Below are 18,078 nucleotides of genomic sequence, written 5' to 3'. Positions count from 1 at the left end.
TATGTATTGTATGGGGGACTCTCTTTGGAGGTCCCTTTTTCCTATGACCCTCTAGGTCCAACAGCGTTTCCTATTGCGTTAGGTACGGTTTTGGCACTTCTTTCGGTCGTCATCATTGTTAAGCCTAGAGAAGTACATTTTCCTGCGCTGAATACCAACCTAAAGACGCTTCTAATCGTGCTTCTTTTGTTTGTTTATCAACTCAGTTTTAATGTGTTAGGCTTTTTACTCTCAACAGCACTGCTTGTCTTTTGTATCGCTAAAATTTTTAAAGGTACAACTCCTCAAGCTTTAAGTGCAGGGGTAGGCGTGAGCGGTGTTGTTTATCTGATCTTTAGCTTTTTGCTAGAAGTGCCACTTCCTGTGGGTTCACTTTTTGCGAAGCTCTTAGGAGTCTCGTCATGATGGAAGTTTTATCGTCTTTAGCAACAGGCTTTGCCGTTGTCTTAACACCAACCCATCTTTTTTTAATTTTCCTTGGATGTTTGTTGGGTACACTTTTTGGGGCACTTCCAGGACTTGGACCCATTAATGGTGTCGCCATTTTGCTTCCCATTTGTTATACCCTAGGTCTTCCTGTTGAGTCTTCGTTGATTATGCTTGCGGGTATCTACTATGGTGCTGAGTTTGGTGGAAGGATTTCGAGTATCTTGCTCAATGTTCCAGGCGACGCAGGAGCGGTCTTTACCTGCTTAGATGGTTATCCGATGGCACAAAAGGGTTTAGCAGGACCTGCCCTTGCACTCTCAGGTGTGGCTTCCTTTATTGGTGGTTCCATTGCGATTGTAGGATTAACCTTTTTTGCACCTCTTTTAGCCAGTGTCGCCATCTACTTTGGCCCTGCGGAGTATTTTGTGTTGATGGTCTTTGCTTTTGCTACCATCGGTGCTTTGATGGGTTCAAATCCTGTTAAAAGCCTTATTGGTGTTACCATTGGTTTGATCATCGGCGTAGTCGGTGTGGATTCTACGACAGGTGTGCTTCGCTTTACGCTTGGTGAAGCTGAACTTTACGATGGTTTTGAGTTCTTGATTGTTATCGTAGGCTTTTTTGCGGTCAGTGAGATTATGCTGATGCTTGAACACCACAGCAGTGAAGATTTTGAGATGCCAAAAATCACCCGTGTCTATGTTACGATGAAAGAGCTGCTTTATTGTAAATGGACGATGGTTCGCTCTTCGTTGATTGGGTTTGTTGTTGGAACACTCCCAGGGACTGGCGCTTCGATAGCCAGTGCGGTTTCGTATACCATTGCACAAAAGATATCCGATAAAGAAGGTACGTTTGGCAAAGGCGATATGCGAGGACTTGCAGCGCCTGAGTCTGCAAACAACGCATGTGCGGGCGGTGCTTTGGTGCCTATGCTGACCCTTGGCGTTCCAGGTAGCGGAACAACGGCAGTACTTTTGGGCGCTTTGATGCTTTATAACATTAATCCAGGACCGATGCTTTTTGTTGAACAGCCTAAATTGGTCTGGGGATTGATCGCTTCGATGTACATTGGTAACGTAATGTTGCTTATCATTAACTTCCCAATGGTACGTATTTTTACCAAGATTTTACAAGTGCCTTATTGGCTCTTGGTACCTTCTGTAATTGTTTTAGCGTTTGTGGGGGTTTACTCGGTCAATATGAGTACTTTTGCACTGCTACTTTCTCTTATATTGGGTGTTTTAGGCTACTTCTTGCGTAAACTTCACTACCCAATGGCGCCTGTTATTTTAGGCTTTGTTTTGGGAAAAATCATGGAAGACAACTTACGACGCGCTTTTGCAATGAGCGGTGGTGAGATTGGAATCTTTTTCCAAGGAACGATTAACTACATTCTTTGGGGATTGACACTGTTTATTCTGTTTGTTCCTATGCTTTCCAAAATGGTAGCAAAACGTTATGCTTTAGCTAAAAAATAGACTTTTTATTCGGTCGTCTTGAGCTTGTATTTACGCTCAGGACGACCCACCGAGCCATACAATGAGTCCACTTCGACTTTGTGCTCTCCTGCCAAATACTCCAAATACCTTCGTGATGTTGTACGGTTAATTCCCAATATTTCTGCAATTTCACTCGCGGAGAAAAACGTTTGACTTTGGTGCAACGCACTTAAAATCTTCTCCAACGTAATGCTATCAACCCCTTTGGGCAATCCTACATGTAAAGGTTTGTTCGTCTGCATGGTTTTGTTAAAAAATGCATCGACTTTGCTCTGTGAGAGCTCTTCTTGGGAGATGACTTTCTCTTTGTAGTCGTGAAATTTTTGCAAAGAGGATTGGAAGCGGTAAAACATAATGGGTTTGATGAGATAGTCAAAAACGCCATACCTTAAGGACTTTTCAAGTGATGCCATCTCTTTAGCAGCGGTGATGAGGATCACATCGGTATGAACGGCGTTGCTTCGCATCCAGCTTAGAAATTCAATCCCATTGCCATCGGGAAAATAGACATCCAAAAGAAGCAGATCGGGGCGCATGAGTTCGATGTACTCTTTGAGTTCGCTGATGGTGTTTGCGATGGCAATCACTTCAAAATTGGCTATTTTTTCCACCATATTTTGGTGCAACAGCGCAATTCTTGGATCATCCTCAGCAATCAAAACTTTAATCATTACGGTTCCCTTTTGGAATATGAATGCTCACAATAGTACCATAATTTCCTTTGCCAAAGGAGACAAATCCACCCAGCCACTCTAGGGTACTTTTCACAAAAAAGAGCCCATAACCACTGTGCAGTTCGCCCTTTGTGGTAAAGCCTTTTTCAAAAATCTTTTCATGAAGTGTTTCTTCAATTCCCAGTCCTGTGTCTTCCACGTCAAAAATAAGATCGTTGCCAATGTCTGTGACAAAGAGCGTGACCTCTTTTTTCTCTGAGAGTTCAGCTGCATCAATCGCATTGTTGATGATATTGCCCAAAATGGTTAAAAGATGCTTGGAGATGGAAGGATCAATGCTCTCTTGGAGAAAACTGTTTTCATCCAGAATAATCTTCACCCCTTTGTCAAAGGCAAAGTAGTATTTCCCGATAAAAATCGAAGCGACAAGGGGATCATGAATCACATTTTGAAACTGCTCGATAATTTTTTCATCGGGCAGATGGTTTTCGCTGATCAGTGCGATGGCTTTGTCGTATTCGCCGATTTGAATATGCCCAGAGATCAGGTGCAAAAGGTTGGAAAATTCATGTTTTTTCTCTCTCAGCCTCTCCGAATACTGCTTCACACGGGTGAGTTCCCACACCAGCGCATCCATCTCCTCTTTTTTTCGGCAACTTGCAACCATGCCAATGGTTTTTCCTTCATGGCTAATGGGTGCGAGATTGCAGATGTAATCTTCGCCATCAATGTCAATATTGACATCTTTCATCTCTTTACATGTAAGAAGATATTTTTCTAATCCAAGAGGTGGATGTTTCGTTGTTTCACTTAATTGAAAATAGCGTTGTGCCACCTCATTACACAGCGTCATTTCACCTTCTGTATTGGTTGCAATGATCGCCTCTTTAACCGCATTTAAAATCGCCTCTTTTTCTAAAAAGAGACGGCTAATCTCTTTGGGTTCGTAGCCTAAAAGAGAATTTTTGATCTTTCGTGAGAGGATAAACGCCATGATAATGGTCAAAAGCATGGCACCATACAGGTAAATGAGAAACTGCTGATGACGCTGTGCGATAATCTTGCGCACGTTCTCTTCCAAATAGCCCACAGAGACAACGCCAATAATGTCACCATTTTTCCCAAATACAGGAGACTTTCCTCGGATTGAGGGACCGAGTGTCCCCGTGGCTTTGGAGGTGTAATAGAGTCCATCCATAAGGGCTTTGTCATTGTCTTCTCCCATCATCCGATCACCAATAAGTTCTTTGGTTGGGTGGGTCAGACGAATGGAGTTTTGATCGCCAATGACGATAAACCTCGCATCAATGGAGCGTTGAAGGAACGTCATCATCGCATCTAACTCTCCGTTTGGGTCTTTTGCCTCAACCAGTTCAATGACTTCTGGCATCAACGAGATGGTTTTTGAGATAGCAAGGGCGCGTTGACCGATTTGCTCTTCCATAAGCTCTTTTAAAATATGCCCCAAAAAGAGGCTAAAAGTCAACAAGGTCGCCAAAACCAGCATCGTCGAAAAAATGAGTAATTTAAGCAATAATCCCTCATTTGGGAAGGATAATCTTTTGAATTTTTGCATATGAAGAGTGTTTCCTTGATTTTGACTTTACATGTAAAGAGTTTTATGGTTACTTAACGTAACAAAATTGCGAGCACTTTATGCACAAAATTCTCATAATTTAGCTATTTTTCGAAACTCATTTTATCTTACATTCTCTTAATTTTAATGAAGTAAAATCTTCATGTATTCAGAAACATTTTGAAGGAGAGAAGATGAAATTAGCGAGACTTAGTTTGGCGGCTATCGCAGTTGTGGGGCTTACATCCAGCTCATTTGCAGCAGATACCTTGGCAGATGCTTTTAAAAATGGCAAGATCACGGGTGAGCTGAAGGCTTTTTATTTTGATCGTGATACGGGTGATAATGTTGCCTCTGTTGGCGCAGGAGATGCTTCGATTTTTGTAACAGGTGTTATGTTAAATTATGTAACAGACTCTTTGATGGGATTCAAATTTGGCACAACCGTACAATCGAGCAGTGCCCCTTTTGCAAGCGATGATGCGAAGGATGTTTTTGCAAAGGATATGTACGGTTCAGGCGCAGTACTTTCCGAAGCTTATCTGGAATACACGTTTGCTAAAACGACGGCAAAGATAGGTCGACAGTTTATTAGCTCTCCTTTAGTTGCAAGCAGTGGTTCTCGTGTGATTAAAGACTCGTTTGAAGGTGCAACGCTTATCAATACGGACTTACCAAACACCACACTTGGATTTGGTTATGTTGATAAATGGCAGGCACGAACCAATCAAGGATGGGCTCCTAAGTCTACAGGAATGGCAGATTTTAAACAGGTGGGAGATGGTGCGTACACTCTCTTTGCGATTAACAAATCTATTCCAGGCTTGATGCTCTCAGGCGCATGGGCAGGGATTGAAGAGTTTTCGGCAGGCGAAGATTTGGATCTGTACCGTTTTGAAGCGCGTTATGATGGCAAAGCGACGGATTTTACTTATAACCTTGGCGCACAATATTTTAGTACGCAATACAGCGGAGTTACGAAAGATGCCGATGGCTACGCGCTTAAAGCAGGCGTGGGTGTCGGTAGTATTGATGCGTATGTGGCGTACTCTAAAATATCCGATGATGGCAAAGTCAAATACGGTCTTGGCTATGGCGCCGATACACTTTACACCCAATCGCCCATTATCTCCGATAACTATGAACCTGGCACGGAAGCGTATGCGATCGACGTTGCGTACAAATTTAACGCAGATGCTAAAATCGGTGTGGATTATACCCAAACGGATGATCCTGCCAGAGGTGACCTCTCTTACAGCGCGGTGTATGGCTCGTATGCGTTTAGTGGGGCACTTAAAGGCTTAAACATTCTTGTCCAGTATGAAAAAGAGGGTAAAGATGGCAACGATGAGGAGCTTAGAGTTAAGACCTCTTATAAGTTCTAAACAGACGTAGAACAATGCGTAATTGCGGTGGTGTTATGCCACCGCTTGATTGTGTTTTCCTTAAAAGAAGGGTTGGGTTTAGAGCAAAAAAGCTTGGTTTAATTTTGACCAAACTTTATGCACAAAATGCCCATAAATAGCCATTTCGGAGCTTCTTCTATCTTAGTTATTCTTAATGAAAAAAAGGCTACTATAAATCTGAAAAACAAAGATCATTTAATGGATATTCAATGCAATGGCTTAAAGGCTTTTTACCTGTCGTAGCATCACTTTTGATAGGGATTCTAGGAGCCATACTTTTCTCGTTTATCAATGTACCCCTCCCATGGCTTTTGGGCTCGATTGTTGCCATTGCCATTGCGAGTCGTTTTCCCAAAATCCCCCTTCGAACGCCTAAAATGTTTTCAGCCCCTGCACGCGCGGTGCTTGGTATTACCATCGGTAGTGCCTTTAATCCTACGATTTTGCACTACTTAGGAGAGTTTGTTTCCAGCATTGTTCTGATCTTACCGTTTGTCTTGATTATCACGTTTTGCGGGATGATTTACTACTGGAAGTGGTTGAAGTTTGATAAGATGACCGCCTATTTTAGCTCGATGCCCGGTGGTCTTTTGGAAATGGTAACGTTGGCAGAAGCGACGGGTGCGAATGTGTATAAAGTGACAATGACCCAATCCGTTCGGCTGTTGTGCATTGTTTTTACGCTTCCTTTCATCATTCAAGCCCTCTCGCATGTCTCACTGGATGGCAGAGTCAGCATTACTCAGCCATTTTTACAGAGTGATCCTCACGATATGTTCATCCTAACCGTGTGTGCGCTGGTGGGCTGGTGGGGTGCTTTGAAGCTTAAAATACCGGGTGGAACCATGCTAGGGCCTATGATCTTAGGGGCGGTTGTTTATGGTTCGGGCATCGTGCATGCGCGCCCACCCAATGAGATCATTAAGATCATTCAGCTGATACTTGGAACGACCGTTGGGTTTGTCTTTGTTGGCGTTACATGTAAAGAAATTACAAAAATTTTCATGCAAACGCTGGGGTATTTTGTGATTTTAGCGATGATTTCAGCCGTGTTTGTCTTTATTGTCTCTAAGATGACCGATTTTCCACTGATCTCGATTTTGTTAGCCTTCTCACCAGGCGGTCAGTCGGAGATGAATTTGATAGCGATCATTATCGCAGCGAATTTACCGTATGTTGCGCTTCATCACATTGTGAGAATGTTTTTGGTGATGAGTGTTGCACCCGTATTTGTCAAATACCTTCGCCCCAAAGAGGACCGATGAGTTTTGTCTTCTCTGAAGTGCCACACACGAGTATCGTGCGATGGCAAAAAGTGAAGGATTTTTTAGACAGTGTTGATCTTGAGATGTCTGAGGATATCGAAGTGTTTGTGGTTGCCAAAGAGGATGACCGCATCGTAGCGTGCGGAGGAGTGAGCGGGAAAGTGCTTAAAAACATCGCGCTCGATGAGTCTTTGCGCGGCGAAGGTTTGGCGCTGAGTCTGATGAGCGAGCTTTTGAAAGTGGCGTTTCGTGAAGGACGGCATGAACTTTTTTTGTTTACGAAACCAGATTATCAGGAGGTGTTTGAGTCGTGTGGGTTTAAGTATATTGAGCAGGCGCATCATCAGGTCATTTTGATGGAGAATAGCTACAATATTGATCTGTATAAAAAACGATTGCGAAAGTATAAACATACGGGCGACGTGGTTGGAAGCATCGTGATGAACTGCAACCCGTTTACGTTAGGGCACCGTTTTTTAGTCGAGCAAGCCTGTGAAAGGTCGCATTGGGTGCATCTATTTGTGGTGAAGGAAGACGCTTCCTTTTTTACCTTTAAAGATCGCTACAGACTGATTTGCGAAGGGTTAGTGGACCTTGAAAACCTCACGATACATGAGGGTTCTGACTATATTATCTCTAAAGCGACGTTTCCGACTTATTTTATTAAGGACAAGCGTCAGATTGATTCACTCTATACGGAGCTGGATCTCAATATTTTTAGAAATCATCTAGCGCCACAACTGGGCATTACGCACCGTTTTGTGGGAGAAGAGCCGTTATGTGCCGTGACGAATGAGTATAACCAACAGATGAAAAAATTACTGGTTCGCCCGAGTGAATTTCCAGCCATTGAGGTGGTTGAGTTAGGGCGTATTGAGTATGGTGGTGAGCCAATTTCGGCTTCGAGAGTCAGAAAATTAATGCAACACAATCGTTTGGAAGAGATCCTCCCGTTGGTACCTCCGACAACGTACGCGTTGATTGCACACATGATGTCTAAAGAGGAAGAAAAATGAGCAAAAAGCTAGAGACTGCCCACGCAGGAACACTGGAGTCGAGTGATGCGTTTGTACGCGTGATTCCTGTGGATGTGAAAGGCATTGAAATTGAGTTAGAAAGCAGTGTTGAAGAGATTTACGGCGATGCGATCAGAGCCCTTGTGTTGGAAACAGCGATGGCGATGGGCGTAGAGGGTGTGAAGCTTATCGTTCAAGACAAAGGCGCACTTGATTATGTGATCAAAGCGCGCGTTCAAACCGCCATTTTAAGAGCTTTGGGCGAAGCTGAGCCTGATTGGAGTGTATTATGAAACCAAAACTAAGACGAAGTATGCTTTTTGTACCAGGCTCAAACACGGGCATGGTCTGTAATGCGTTTATCTACAAGCCTGACACGGTGATGTTTGACCTTGAAGACTCCGTGGCACTCAGTGAAAAAGACTCGGCACGCATGATGGTATTTCATGCGTTGCAGCATTTTACCTACAAAGATATTGAAACTGCTGTGCGTGTCAATCCTCTTGACACTCCGTTTGGACTGCTCGATCTTGAAGCGGTCATTAGAGCAGGCGTGGACATCGTAAGGCTTCCAAAGACCGACACGGTCGAAGATGTTTTAGAAATGGAGCGTGAGATTGAGCGTATCGAGACCAAGATAGGTGCAACGAAAAAAACGATGCTTCTAGCCGCTATTGAAAGCGCACTCGGCGTGGTCAATGCCGTCGACATCGCACGAAGTTCTAAGCGGATGATGGGCATTGCTTTAGGAGCGGAAGATTTTGTACGTGACCTTCATACGCAACGCACCAAAGAAGGACACGAGCTGATGGCGGCACGTAACCAAATCTTACTGGCGGCGCGTGCGGCTAAAATTGGTGCATTTGACTCCATCTTTTCGGATGTCAAAGACAAAGAAGGCTTTATGCACGAAGTGGATCTCATCAAAGGGCTTGGTTTTGATGGCAAATCCCTCATCAATCCCAATCAAATCCCATGGCTTCATAGTGCCTTTGCACCGAGTCAGAAAAATATCAACTGGGCGATAGAGGTGCTTGAAGCAGCCAAAGATGCGAAAGAGCGTGGGCTTGGCGTTATCTCTCTTGATGGAAAAATGGTGGATGCACCGGTCATCTTAAGAGCAGAGTGGATTATGGATTTAGCGCGTGCATCGGGCGTTTTAGGAGAAGATCAATGAAAGATATACAAAAACAATTCGACACAAAAGCGTTAACACCCATCAATGCGCCTTTCTTTACATGTAAAGCAAAAACCAAGGGTGAAGACCGCAGGGCAAAGCTGTGTGAGAGCATCGAAGAAGCCATAAAACGCTCAGGTTTGAAAGATGGCATGACCATCTCCTTTCACCATGCGTTTCGCGGTGGCGATCTTTTGATTAATAACGTGATGAATGTCATCGCGAAAATGGGCTTTAAAAACCTGACTTTGGCGTCAAGTTCACTCGCTTCTGTGAACGATCCTGTGATCGAGCACATCAAAAGCGGCGTGGTTACGCAGATCTATACCTCTGGACTTCGAAGTAAACTGGGCGAAGCGATCTCTAAAGGGCTCATGGAAAAACCGGTGCAAATTCACTCACACGGTGGACGTGTACACTTAATCCAATCGGGCGAGCTTAAAATCGATGTTGCCTTTTTAGGTGTGCCTGTGTGTGACGCGTTTGGCAATGCCAATGGCTATTCGGGTCGCTCAAAATGTGGCTCACTCGGTTACGCGATGATCGACGCGCAGTATGCAGAGTATGTGATCGTCCTTACCGAGTCTTTGGAGGAGTACCCCAATGTGCCTGCTAGCCTTCATCAAGACCAAGTCGACGCGGTGGTTTTAGTCGATGAGGTAGGTGATCCTTCCAAAATTGGTGCGGGTGAGACGCGTATGACGACCAATCCAAAAGAGCTTTTACTCGCCAGCCACACGGCGAAACTCATCGAACATTCAGGGCTTTTCAAAGAGGGTTTTAGCATCCAAACAGGAACGGGTGGCGCCTCTTTGGCAACGACGGTCTTTTTGAGTGAAAAGATGGAAGAGAAGGGTATTCACGCGAGTTTTGGACTGGGCGGCATCACGGGTACGATGGTCTATATGCTTAAACGCGGTCTCATTAAAACGCTTCTTGATGTGCAAAGTTTCGATGAATTTGCCGCAAAATCGTTGGGTGAAAACAAAAATCACATCGAGATTAGCGCGAACGAATATGCCAACCCAAGCTCCAAAGGTGCGGCGATCAAACAGCTTGACATCGTGGTCTTAAGCGCCCTTGAGGTCGACCTTGACTTTAACGTCAACGTCATCACAGGCTCCAAAGGCTTTTTACGAGGCGCTTCGGGAGGTCATAGTGACACGGCGGCGGAAGCGAAACTCTCCATCATCGTAGCACCGCTCACACGCGGACGCCTTCCAACGGTGACCAAACGGGTCAACACCATCGTCACACCGGGGTGTAGCGTGGATGTTGTCGTGACCGATCAAGGCATCGCGGTCAATCCTAAAAATGTGGAGCTCAAAGCACGCCTCAAAAAAGCAGGGCTTCAAATCGTGGAGATGCAAGAGCTGTATGCGCGCGCGATTGCACTCTGCGGTGAGCCTGCTGAGATCAAATATACGGATAAAGTCGTTGCGGTCATTCGCTATCGCGATGGTTCCATTATCGACGTTGTTCGCCAATTGGCATAAATGATAGATAAACCAACGACGCTTGACGCGATTTTACACGCCAAAGAGGAGCGTGCTCGGAAGCAAAAAATGCTTTTAAGCCGCCACCCTTTGGCATCGCTGATTTCTCTTTCCATCAACATTCCAAGCCTCATCAAACTCTCGCATGAAGCCATTGTCGTGCATGAAATCGCCCATCAAGCACTTCTTGAGATGCTTGAAAACGAGGGCATCGAACTGCTGGCATGCGAGAGCCAACTTTCCCCAAGCGGTGCGGAATCTTTTTTTACATGTAAAGCCGAAGCCAAGGTGCTCAAAGCCTTTACATGTAAAATCGAAAACAGCCATCCACTCGGTCGTTTGATGGATATCGATGTTCTCGATTCTGCGGGGGCTATTCTCTCTCGAAGTGCGCTTGGACTTGCTAAACGAAAATGTTTTGTCTGCGAAGAGGAAGCAAAGCTTTGTGCGCGGTCTCAAAAACACACCTATGCGCAGTTGAATGCTCATATCAAACACTTAGTCGAAAAACATGCCTTTGCCCACTCGATTGCCTTGTGGTGCGAACGCGCGATGAAAACCGAAGTCAAGCTCACTCCCAAACCGGGTCTGGTCGACCAAGCCAACAGCGGCGCACACCGCGATATGGATATTCACACCTTTTACGCGAGCATTCACGCCATCAAACCGTTTGTGATGCAGTGGATTGAAACCGCGCAAACCCACGCTCATGAAGATGCCAAACAGAGTTTTGTACGACTGCGTGAAATCGGCATCGCCTGCGAAAAAGCGATGTTTGAAGCCACAAAAGGGGTCAATACGCACAAAGGAATGATCTTCTGTCTCGCCGTCTTTTGCGGTGCCATCGGACGTCTCAAAGCAAGCGATCAGCGCTTTACATGTAAATGTTTACAAGCCCAAATGCAAGCCTTGTGCGCCAATTTGGTCGAGGACGATCTTTTACATGTAAAACCCAACAGTGCAGGCGCACGCTTTTTTTATGAGACAGGAAGCAGTGGCATTCGTGGCATCGCACAGAGTGGCTTTGAGATTATTTTTGATCACACGTTGCCTTTTTTTCAAACATGCAAAGCAGAAGAGGGCGAAGAAGTCGCGCTTAAAAAAACCCTGCTGTTGCTGATGTCCCAACTGGATGACAGCACACTTTGGTCACGAGGTGGCGTTGACGGGCTTGAGTACGCTAAAACCAAAGCCCAAGCGCTTTTACATGTAAAACCAAACGCAAAAAATTTAGACACTTTTTTGTGTGAATTAGACACCGATATGACCTCAAAAAACCTCTCACCCGGTGGTAGTGCCGATCTTTTAGCGATGACGTGGTTGGTGTCGCACATCGTAAAAGAGCTCTAAAAGAGCTTTTTTTTTCAGAATTTTTTCAGCTTCACTGTATTAATATTCTAATATGTTTAAGATATTAGGAATATAGAAATGAAAACAATCGACACACATGTTCATCTGCTCAGCAGTGAAGTCTCCTTCAACCGAGTTTATGACAAAGTTGCTTTACGCTTTTTTGCTAAAAGGTTTGGCATTGACGCCAAAGCCCTTGCAAAAGAGCCGTACAAAGCCTACACTGATGCGCTAATGAACTCGGTGAAAACCTCAGAGCATATTGAAAAAATCGTACTTTTTGGCGTCGATGCAAAGGTTGATGATGAAGGAAATGTTCTTCATAAAGACAAAACCGTCTGTGCGAGCAATGAAGATGTGGCGGCGTTGTATGAGCAGTTCCCAGAGCTCATCATCCCTTTTTTCTCCATCAATCCCAAACGACCCGACGCGCTAGAGTTGATCGAAAAGTACCACGCTTTAGGCTTTAAAGGGGCAAAATTTTTGCAAAATTATTGGGGTGTTGATACGCGCGAAGAGCGGTATCGTCCTTATTTTGAAAAGCTTGCGGCGCTGGATCTGCCATTGATCATTCATGTGGGAAGCGAGAGCAGTGTGCATTCCGATAAAATCTGCGAGAGCATCGAGATGCTACACCAACCGTTAGAAGTGGGCGTGAAGGTCATTTGCGCACATATGGCACTCAGTTACGAACCACGCCACATCTTTAAAGCACTCTCATCCAATCCAAAACGCTTTAACGATGACTATTTTACCTTGCTTGAGATGCTCAAAACACACGATAATCTCTATGCCGATGTTTCAGCGCTTCTGACACCCGTGCGCGCCAAAGTGTTGCGCCATCTCAGCGCACAGAGCGACATTCACCCCAAATTGCTCTTTGGAAGCGACTACCCCGTGCCGTTTACGACGGTATGGAACAGTTACGACATAGCACTTTTAAAACGCATTTGCATAGCCCTTGAGAGAAATGTGTTTGATCGTTATGCCAAAGCGATGTTGGTCTATTTTCCTGCGAATAATCCTATTTATTCCAATTATCGGAAAATTTTGCAGTTGGAGTAATTTGCTTTACATGTAAAGATTAAAAAATCAAGAAAACGATGGTGTATACGTTAAAATGACAAAAACAAAAAAATGTTTAACCCTCTATTCTCTTTAAGAGTATGTTTACGAAAGTTAAATATTTTACCTGATCACTTTAAAAGGAAAAAATATGATTTATAAAAGCTATTTCTATGGGTTTAAGAATAATTTATTTCTTCAACGTTTAGTACACTTTATGGCTCTTTTGGTAGCAATATGTGCTTTTAATATCTTATGTATCGCGTTAAATAATGCTAATTATCTTTTTATCATAAATATTGGAATATTTTGTTTTTCACTGTTCTTTTTGATCCTTTATAGTAAAAAAGAGTGGTTTTTTAAGATGTCGCTTTTATTTTCAAAGTGGGCTATTCTATGCGTTGTGGCACTTTATGTTGGGTTCGTGATAAGTGCTATCTATCAAGGTTTTATTTTAGAAAAGCATATAAAATCAAACGCGCATTTCAAACACTATTTTCCATCTTCATTCGTCGAAATTCAATTTGAAAAATCTTTAGTATTGATGCCTTTCGCTCGTATTACGATGTTTGATACATACGATGTTGGCGTAAGTTTGGATGAACAAATAGCATTTATCAAGCAACTGGATGGAAATATTGAGTTGCAATTATATATAACATCTCAAACTAAAATAATTCCGATAAGTATTTTGTACTTGCCTTGCAATGGTTGTTTTGTAGGTAATATCAATAAAATTTTTATTGTTTTTGTCCTTTATTTTTATAGTGCTATTTTTTATTGGATGCTAAGACAATACTTAAAGAATGATGCAAAATTAATTCATACGATCCCCGTGTTAATGATCGTATGTGCAATATTTTTTAAATTTTTTGTCTTTTCAACAATGTGGTCAAAATTGAATGACACATATAGATACACACTTTCAGAACCAGCCACTCAGAATTTAAAGAATACGATTGACATTATTACCACCAATCATCGAACGCCATTAGATCAGAAAATGGATTTTAATACTGTGCGTACAAACTTTTATCTAAAATTTACTCTTGAAGAAAAAAGATAAGATATATTGTCAAAAATAGGATAAAACTCAGACAGTTTCGAATAATCAATGAGGAATTTATTTTTACATGTAAAGACCAATCCCACCATTTTCTAAGAAATACTTAAGACAAAAAAGATTATTATGTTGATAAACTTAAACATTTAGGAATATAAGATGCAAATGGAATACGCGAAAGATTTACCGCTTGAATGGAAACCGATGTCTGCCATTTTTATGGCTTTAGGCGACGCGCATCGTCAAAGAATTCTTTTACTCTTTGAAGATGGTGAGCGTCTCAACGCAGGTCAAATCGCTGAAGTCTCGCCTTTGGCGCGCACCACTGTTTCGCATCACCTCAAAATTCTCCATCAAGCCGAAGTGCTTTTAAGCGAGAAAATCGGCAAAGAGGTCTGGTTTTGGGTCAATAAACCGCTTTTAGAAGCGACCTTTAGCAATGTCTTAAATTATCTACACGGAAACTAACATGATCAAAACAGCACTTCGCATCATTCTTCGTTTTTTATTTAAAATTCGTGTTCAAGGGCATTTTACAGCCAACCGAGCTGAGCCGATGCTCATCATCGCCAACCATCAATCGTTTTTAGACGGCTTGATTTTAGGCGTGATGTTGCCCGTTTCTCCTGTGTTTATCATCAACACGCAAATCGCCAAAAACCCTTTTGTGCGACTCTGTTTGCTACTCACCGATCATCTCACCGTTGATCCGTCCAATCCGATGGCAATTAAGGCGGTGATTCGTCTGGTCGAGAGCGGACGTCCTGTGGTGATTTTCCCTGAGGGGCGCATTACCACGACGGGCAGTTTGATGAAGATTTATGAAGGAAGTGCGTTTGTCGCGGTAAAAGCCAATGCGACGGTGGTGCCTGTGATGATTCAAGGTGCGACGTTTAGCACGCTTTCTCGTATGCCAAAAACCTATCCGCACAGACTATTTCCACAGATCACGCTCCATTACTGCACGCCAACCAAACTCAATGTTCCGCATGAGGGAACATCGCACCAAAGACGTCTTCTCTCAGGTGAAGCGATACGACGTTTGATGCAAGAGTGTTCGTTTGACGCACGTCCTGCCAACGATCTTTTTGGCACGTTTTTAGAGGCGATTGAAACGCACGGCAAAAACAAAGCCATCGTGGAAGACATCAAGCAGATAGAATACACCTATGCGCAGCTTCTTAAAATGGCGCTAGGTTTAGGACGACTGATAAGTCCTTTGACCCAAAAAGAAGAAGCGGTGGGTGTGTTGATGCCAACGGCAGTTGCTTCACTTGCTCTTGTTTTAGGGCTTTCAGGTATGAAACGAGTGCCTGCTATGCTCAATTTCACAGCAGGTGTGGATGGTTTGCAAAGCGCGTGTATTGCGGCTGAAATTAAGACCATCGTTACTTCAAAAGCCTTTGTGGAGCAAGCCAAACTCGCTCCTAAATTAGAAGCATTACACGGTGTTCGCATTGTCTACCTCGAAGAGTTGAAAGCATCGATGCGCTTGGTGGATAAACTGTGGCTCATGCTCTACGCGATTCACTTTCCACGCCTTGCGACAACCTTGCAAGATGAAAAAGAGCCTGCGGTGATTTTATTTACCTCAGGCAGTGAGGGAAAACCTAAAGGGGTGGTGCTCTCCCACGAAGCATTGCTTGCCAATATCGCTCAAATTAGCTCTATCGTTGATTTTTCCACGGAAGATAAAATGCTCAACGCCCTGCCGATTTTCCACTCGTTTGGTCTAACCGCAGGCTCACTGCTTCCGATTTTTAGAGGAATGCACCTTTTTATGTACCCTTCGCCGCTTCATTACCGTGTCATTCCTGAGATCGCGTATGACAGGTCTTGCACGATTTTGTTAGGTACGAGTACCTTTTTGCACAACTATGCACGACACGCGCATCCGTATGACTTTTATAAAGTACGCTATGTCATCGCTGGGGCTGAAAAACTCTCTGAAAACGTGCGCGAGCTTTGGTTTGAGAAGTTTGGTTTGCGCATCTTTGAAGGGTATGGTGCAACCGAAACAGCGCCCGTCATCGCGGTCAATACACCGATGGCGTACAAAAAAGGCACGGTGGGGCAGATCTTGCCGGGCATTGAGCATAAACTGATTCCCGTTCCTGGCATCGAGGAGGGCGGAATTTTACATGTAAAAGGTGCCAATGTGATGAGCGGGTATTTGCGTGCTGAAAAACCGGGCATTTTGGAAAAGCCGACCTCCGAAGCAGGCGAGGGCTGGTACAACACAGGCGACATCGTGAGCATTGATGAGGCTGGGTTTGTGCAGATCAAAGGGCGTGTCAAACGTTTTGCTAAAATCGCAGGTGAGATGATTTCCCTAGAGTCCGTGGAAAAACTAGCGACGTTGACCTCCAGTGGCTTTTTACATGCAAGCTCATCTATCCCTGATGTCGCCAGAGGCGAAGCGATCGTGCTGTTTACAACCGATAAAAACTTAACCCGCGAAGCGTTGCAAAAAAGTGCGCAAAACAACGGTTACCCCGAAATCGCCGTACCAAGAAAGATCGTCCATGTGGAAGTACTTCCGCTCTTGGGCACGGGCAAGACCGATTATGTCACTTTAAAATCCATGGCAAGCGAGATAGCATGAGCTCCTTTTATCTTTTAAAAACAAAGCGATTTGCACCTTTGTTTGTGGTGCAGTTTTTAGGTGCGTTTAACGACAACATTTTCAAAAATACCCTCGCCATTTTGGTGACGTTTCACGCAGCATCATGGACGAGTTTGCCCTTGGGGATTTTAGCGCCACTCATTGGGGCAATATTTATCGTGCCTTTTTTCATCTTTTCAGGGCTTGCAGGAGCCCTCGCGGATAAATACGACAAAGCCGCTTTAGCACGCCTTGTCAAGATTTTGGAGTTTGGCTTGATGAGCATCGCCACCCTTGGTTTTTACATGCACTGGTTCAGCCTGCTGTTGGTTGTGGTTTTTGGCATGGGGTTGCACTCAACGCTTTTTGGACCCATCAAATACGCCATCATTCCCCAACACATGGGTGAAAATGAACTGGTCATGGCAAACGCGTTGGTCGAGTCTGGAACGTTTGGCGCTATTTTACTTGGAACGCTTGGCGGTGGATTTATCGCTGCTTCCGAATATGGCGGCATCATCGCAGGCATAATGGGCATGGCAATCGCACTCCTTGGCTACATGTGCAGTCGCTACATTCCCACAGCACCTTCGTTGAGTGCGCAGATGAGTCTTTCGTACAATATCTTCGCCCAAACAGCACAAACACTCAAACTTGCCTACGCAAACAAAACGGTGTTTCTCTCCATCATCGCCATTTCATGGTTTTGGCTTTACGGCGCACTTTTACTTTCGCAGTTTCCTGCCTTTGTCAAAATCGTTTTAGTGGGCGATGAAACGACCGTAACGCTCTTACTCAGTCTTTTTACCATCGGCATCGGCGTGGGCTCTTTTCTCTGCGAGAAACTCAGCCACCATACCATTCGCCCTTCTTTGATCATACTAGGTGCGTTGGGCATGGCGTTTTTTGGAATCGACTTTGCGCTGACCTCTTCGAGCTTTGTACCGGTCGAAGACCTTTTTTCAAATAGCACCTTTTGGCACATCCTTATTGACTTAACGCTCATAGCCCTTTTTGGCGGACTCTTTAGCGTACCGCTTTACGCCATCATGCAAAGCAAAAGTGACCCCGCCTTTCGCTCACGCATCATCGCCGCCAACAACATCTTAAACGCTCTGTTTATGGTTCTTGGTGCGGTGCTTACGATGGTTTTATTGGACGCTTCATGGCGAATCCCTGAAGTCTTTTTGGCAGCAGCCATTGGCACAGGAATCATCGCAACTTGGATCGCTTGGGTGATCTATAAACGGATTGATTAGGCTTTACATGTAAAGAATGTGAACGATGTTTATAGGTTTAGGTTTTATTAACGAATGGTTCATATCTTGTTTAAGCTAAGCGTCTATACTTTTACATGTAAGACACATACCTCCTTTTTGTGTAGAACCTACCAATTTTTAAGACCAACGCTCGGATTGCCCGGTCCGAGCGTTTTTTTCTTCTGCCAGCTATTT

At 44.1% G+C, this 18,078-nt stretch carries 16 protein-coding genes; 14 read left to right on the top strand and 2 right to left on the bottom strand.

What is annotated here, in order from left to right:
• Positions 1 to 24: 24 nt before the first annotated feature.
• Positions 25 to 405: a tripartite tricarboxylate transporter TctB family protein gene (locus tag SHALO_RS10540; protein WP_238585234.1), complete on the top strand. Its 381-nt coding sequence runs from the start codon at positions 25 to 27 to the stop codon at positions 403 to 405.
• Positions 405 to 1,910: a tripartite tricarboxylate transporter permease gene (locus tag SHALO_RS10535; protein ID WP_420801900.1), complete on the top strand. Its 1,506-nt coding sequence runs from the start codon at positions 405 to 407 to the stop codon at positions 1,908 to 1,910. The genes SHALO_RS10540 and SHALO_RS10535 overlap by 1 nt, the downstream gene beginning before the upstream one ends.
• 5 nt (positions 1,911 to 1,915) lie before the next feature.
• On the opposite strand, the gene SHALO_RS10530 is transcribed toward SHALO_RS10535, so the two are convergent.
• On the bottom strand, positions 1,916 to 2,602 hold the full coding sequence (locus tag SHALO_RS10530) for a response regulator (RefSeq protein WP_069478491.1): 687 nt from the start codon (positions 2,600 to 2,602) through the stop codon (positions 1,916 to 1,918).
• Positions 2,595 to 4,139 (bottom strand): ATP-binding protein, encoded by a 1,545-nt coding sequence (locus tag SHALO_RS10525; protein WP_158513723.1) that lies wholly within the window; start codon positions 4,137 to 4,139, stop codon positions 2,595 to 2,597. The genes SHALO_RS10530 and SHALO_RS10525 overlap by 8 nt, the downstream gene beginning before the upstream one ends.
• Before the next feature lie 236 nt (positions 4,140 to 4,375).
• Between SHALO_RS10525 and SHALO_RS10520 the strand changes: the two genes are divergently transcribed.
• The 12 genes from SHALO_RS10520 to SHALO_RS10465 all read left to right on the top strand — a co-directional run bounded on the left by SHALO_RS10520 (position 4,376) and on the right by SHALO_RS10465 (position 17,883).
• Positions 4,376 to 5,566: an OprD family outer membrane porin gene (locus SHALO_RS10520; RefSeq protein ID WP_069478489.1), complete on the top strand. Its 1,191-nt coding sequence runs from the start codon at positions 4,376 to 4,378 to the stop codon at positions 5,564 to 5,566.
• A 230-nt stretch (positions 5,567 to 5,796) separates the two neighbouring features.
• The gene (locus tag SHALO_RS10515; RefSeq protein ID WP_025345444.1) at positions 5,797 to 6,852 is read left to right on the top strand and encodes an AbrB family transcriptional regulator; all 1,056 of its coding nucleotides are present in this window, start codon (positions 5,797 to 5,799) and stop codon (positions 6,850 to 6,852) included.
• On the top strand, positions 6,849 to 7,868 hold the full coding sequence (gene citC / locus SHALO_RS10510) for a [citrate (pro-3S)-lyase] ligase (RefSeq protein WP_069478488.1): 1,020 nt from the start codon (positions 6,849 to 6,851) through the stop codon (positions 7,866 to 7,868). The genes SHALO_RS10515 and citC overlap by 4 nt, the downstream gene beginning before the upstream one ends.
• Entirely contained in the window at positions 7,865 to 8,161 is a 297-nt protein-coding gene (gene citD / locus SHALO_RS10505; RefSeq protein WP_025345442.1) for a citrate lyase acyl carrier protein, read from the top strand. Before citC ends, citD begins: the two co-directional genes overlap by 4 nt.
• A complete protein-coding gene (locus SHALO_RS10500) occupies positions 8,158 to 9,045 on the top strand; it encodes an aldolase/citrate lyase family protein (protein WP_069478487.1) in 888 nt (295 codons plus the stop codon). The genes citD and SHALO_RS10500 overlap by 4 nt, the downstream gene beginning before the upstream one ends.
• Positions 9,042 to 10,541 (top strand): citrate lyase subunit alpha, encoded by a 1,500-nt coding sequence (gene citF, locus SHALO_RS10495; protein WP_069478486.1) that lies wholly within the window; start codon positions 9,042 to 9,044, stop codon positions 10,539 to 10,541. Before SHALO_RS10500 ends, citF begins: the two co-directional genes overlap by 4 nt.
• Positions 10,542 to 11,891, top strand: coding sequence for a triphosphoribosyl-dephospho-CoA synthase CitG (citG, locus tag SHALO_RS10490; protein ID WP_069478485.1), 1,350 nt, complete (start codon positions 10,542 to 10,544; stop codon positions 11,889 to 11,891).
• A gap of 78 nt (positions 11,892 to 11,969) precedes the next feature.
• Positions 11,970 to 12,956, top strand: coding sequence for an amidohydrolase family protein (locus tag SHALO_RS10485; RefSeq protein WP_069478484.1), 987 nt, complete (start codon positions 11,970 to 11,972; stop codon positions 12,954 to 12,956).
• A gap of 151 nt (positions 12,957 to 13,107) precedes the next feature.
• Positions 13,108 to 14,022: a hypothetical protein gene (locus SHALO_RS10480; protein WP_069478483.1), complete on the top strand. Its 915-nt coding sequence runs from the start codon at positions 13,108 to 13,110 to the stop codon at positions 14,020 to 14,022.
• Between the two features lie 156 nt (positions 14,023 to 14,178).
• On the top strand, positions 14,179 to 14,487 hold the full coding sequence (locus SHALO_RS10475; RefSeq protein WP_069478482.1) for an ArsR/SmtB family transcription factor: 309 nt from the start codon (positions 14,179 to 14,181) through the stop codon (positions 14,485 to 14,487).
• A 1-nt stretch (position 14,488) separates the two neighbouring features.
• Positions 14,489 to 16,624, top strand: a complete 2,136-nt coding sequence (gene aas / locus SHALO_RS10470) for a bifunctional acyl-ACP--phospholipid O-acyltransferase/long-chain-fatty-acid--ACP ligase (protein ID WP_069478481.1) — start codon at positions 14,489 to 14,491, stop codon at positions 16,622 to 16,624.
• The gene (locus SHALO_RS10465; RefSeq protein WP_069478480.1) at positions 16,621 to 17,883 is read left to right on the top strand and encodes an MFS transporter; all 1,263 of its coding nucleotides are present in this window, start codon (positions 16,621 to 16,623) and stop codon (positions 17,881 to 17,883) included. The genes aas and SHALO_RS10465 overlap by 4 nt, the downstream gene beginning before the upstream one ends.
• The last annotated feature ends 195 nt before the right edge of the window (positions 17,884 to 18,078 follow it).

It is taken from the genome of Sulfurospirillum halorespirans DSM 13726, from assembly GCF_001723605.1.
Classification (GTDB): domain Bacteria; phylum Campylobacterota; class Campylobacteria; order Campylobacterales; family Sulfurospirillaceae; genus Sulfurospirillum; species Sulfurospirillum halorespirans.
Note: the sequence above shows the minus strand (reverse complement) of the source record. Positions and strands in the feature narration are given on the sequence as shown.

Excerpts from the sequence above, each read along its gene's own strand:
- SHALO_RS10515 (WP_025345444.1), top strand. The coding sequence starts at position 5,797 with ATGCAATGGCTTAAAGGCTTTTTACCTGTCGTAGCATCACTTTTGATA.
- SHALO_RS10535 (WP_420801900.1), top strand. The coding sequence starts at position 405 with ATGGAAGTTTTATCGTCTTTAGCAACAGGCTTTGCCGTTGTCTTAACA.
- SHALO_RS10500 (WP_069478487.1), top strand. The coding sequence starts at position 8,158 with ATGAAACCAAAACTAAGACGAAGTATGCTTTTTGTACCAGGCTCAAAC.
- SHALO_RS10530 (WP_069478491.1), bottom strand. The coding sequence starts at position 2,602 with ATGATTAAAGTTTTGATTGCTGAGGATGATCCAAGAATTGCGCTGTTG.
- SHALO_RS10520 (WP_069478489.1), top strand. The coding sequence starts at position 4,376 with ATGAAATTAGCGAGACTTAGTTTGGCGGCTATCGCAGTTGTGGGGCTT.
- citD (WP_025345442.1), top strand. The coding sequence starts at position 7,865 with ATGAGCAAAAAGCTAGAGACTGCCCACGCAGGAACACTGGAGTCGAGT.
- citF (WP_069478486.1), top strand. The coding sequence starts at position 9,042 with ATGAAAGATATACAAAAACAATTCGACACAAAAGCGTTAACACCCATC.
- SHALO_RS10480 (WP_069478483.1), top strand. The coding sequence starts at position 13,108 with ATGATTTATAAAAGCTATTTCTATGGGTTTAAGAATAATTTATTTCTT.
- citC (WP_069478488.1), top strand. The coding sequence starts at position 6,849 with ATGAGTTTTGTCTTCTCTGAAGTGCCACACACGAGTATCGTGCGATGG.
- citG (WP_069478485.1), top strand. The coding sequence starts at position 10,542 with ATGATAGATAAACCAACGACGCTTGACGCGATTTTACACGCCAAAGAG.
- SHALO_RS10485 (WP_069478484.1), top strand. The coding sequence starts at position 11,970 with ATGAAAACAATCGACACACATGTTCATCTGCTCAGCAGTGAAGTCTCC.
- SHALO_RS10475 (WP_069478482.1), top strand. The coding sequence starts at position 14,179 with ATGCAAATGGAATACGCGAAAGATTTACCGCTTGAATGGAAACCGATG.
- SHALO_RS10465 (WP_069478480.1), top strand. The coding sequence starts at position 16,621 with ATGAGCTCCTTTTATCTTTTAAAAACAAAGCGATTTGCACCTTTGTTT.
- aas (WP_069478481.1), top strand. The coding sequence starts at position 14,489 with ATGATCAAAACAGCACTTCGCATCATTCTTCGTTTTTTATTTAAAATT.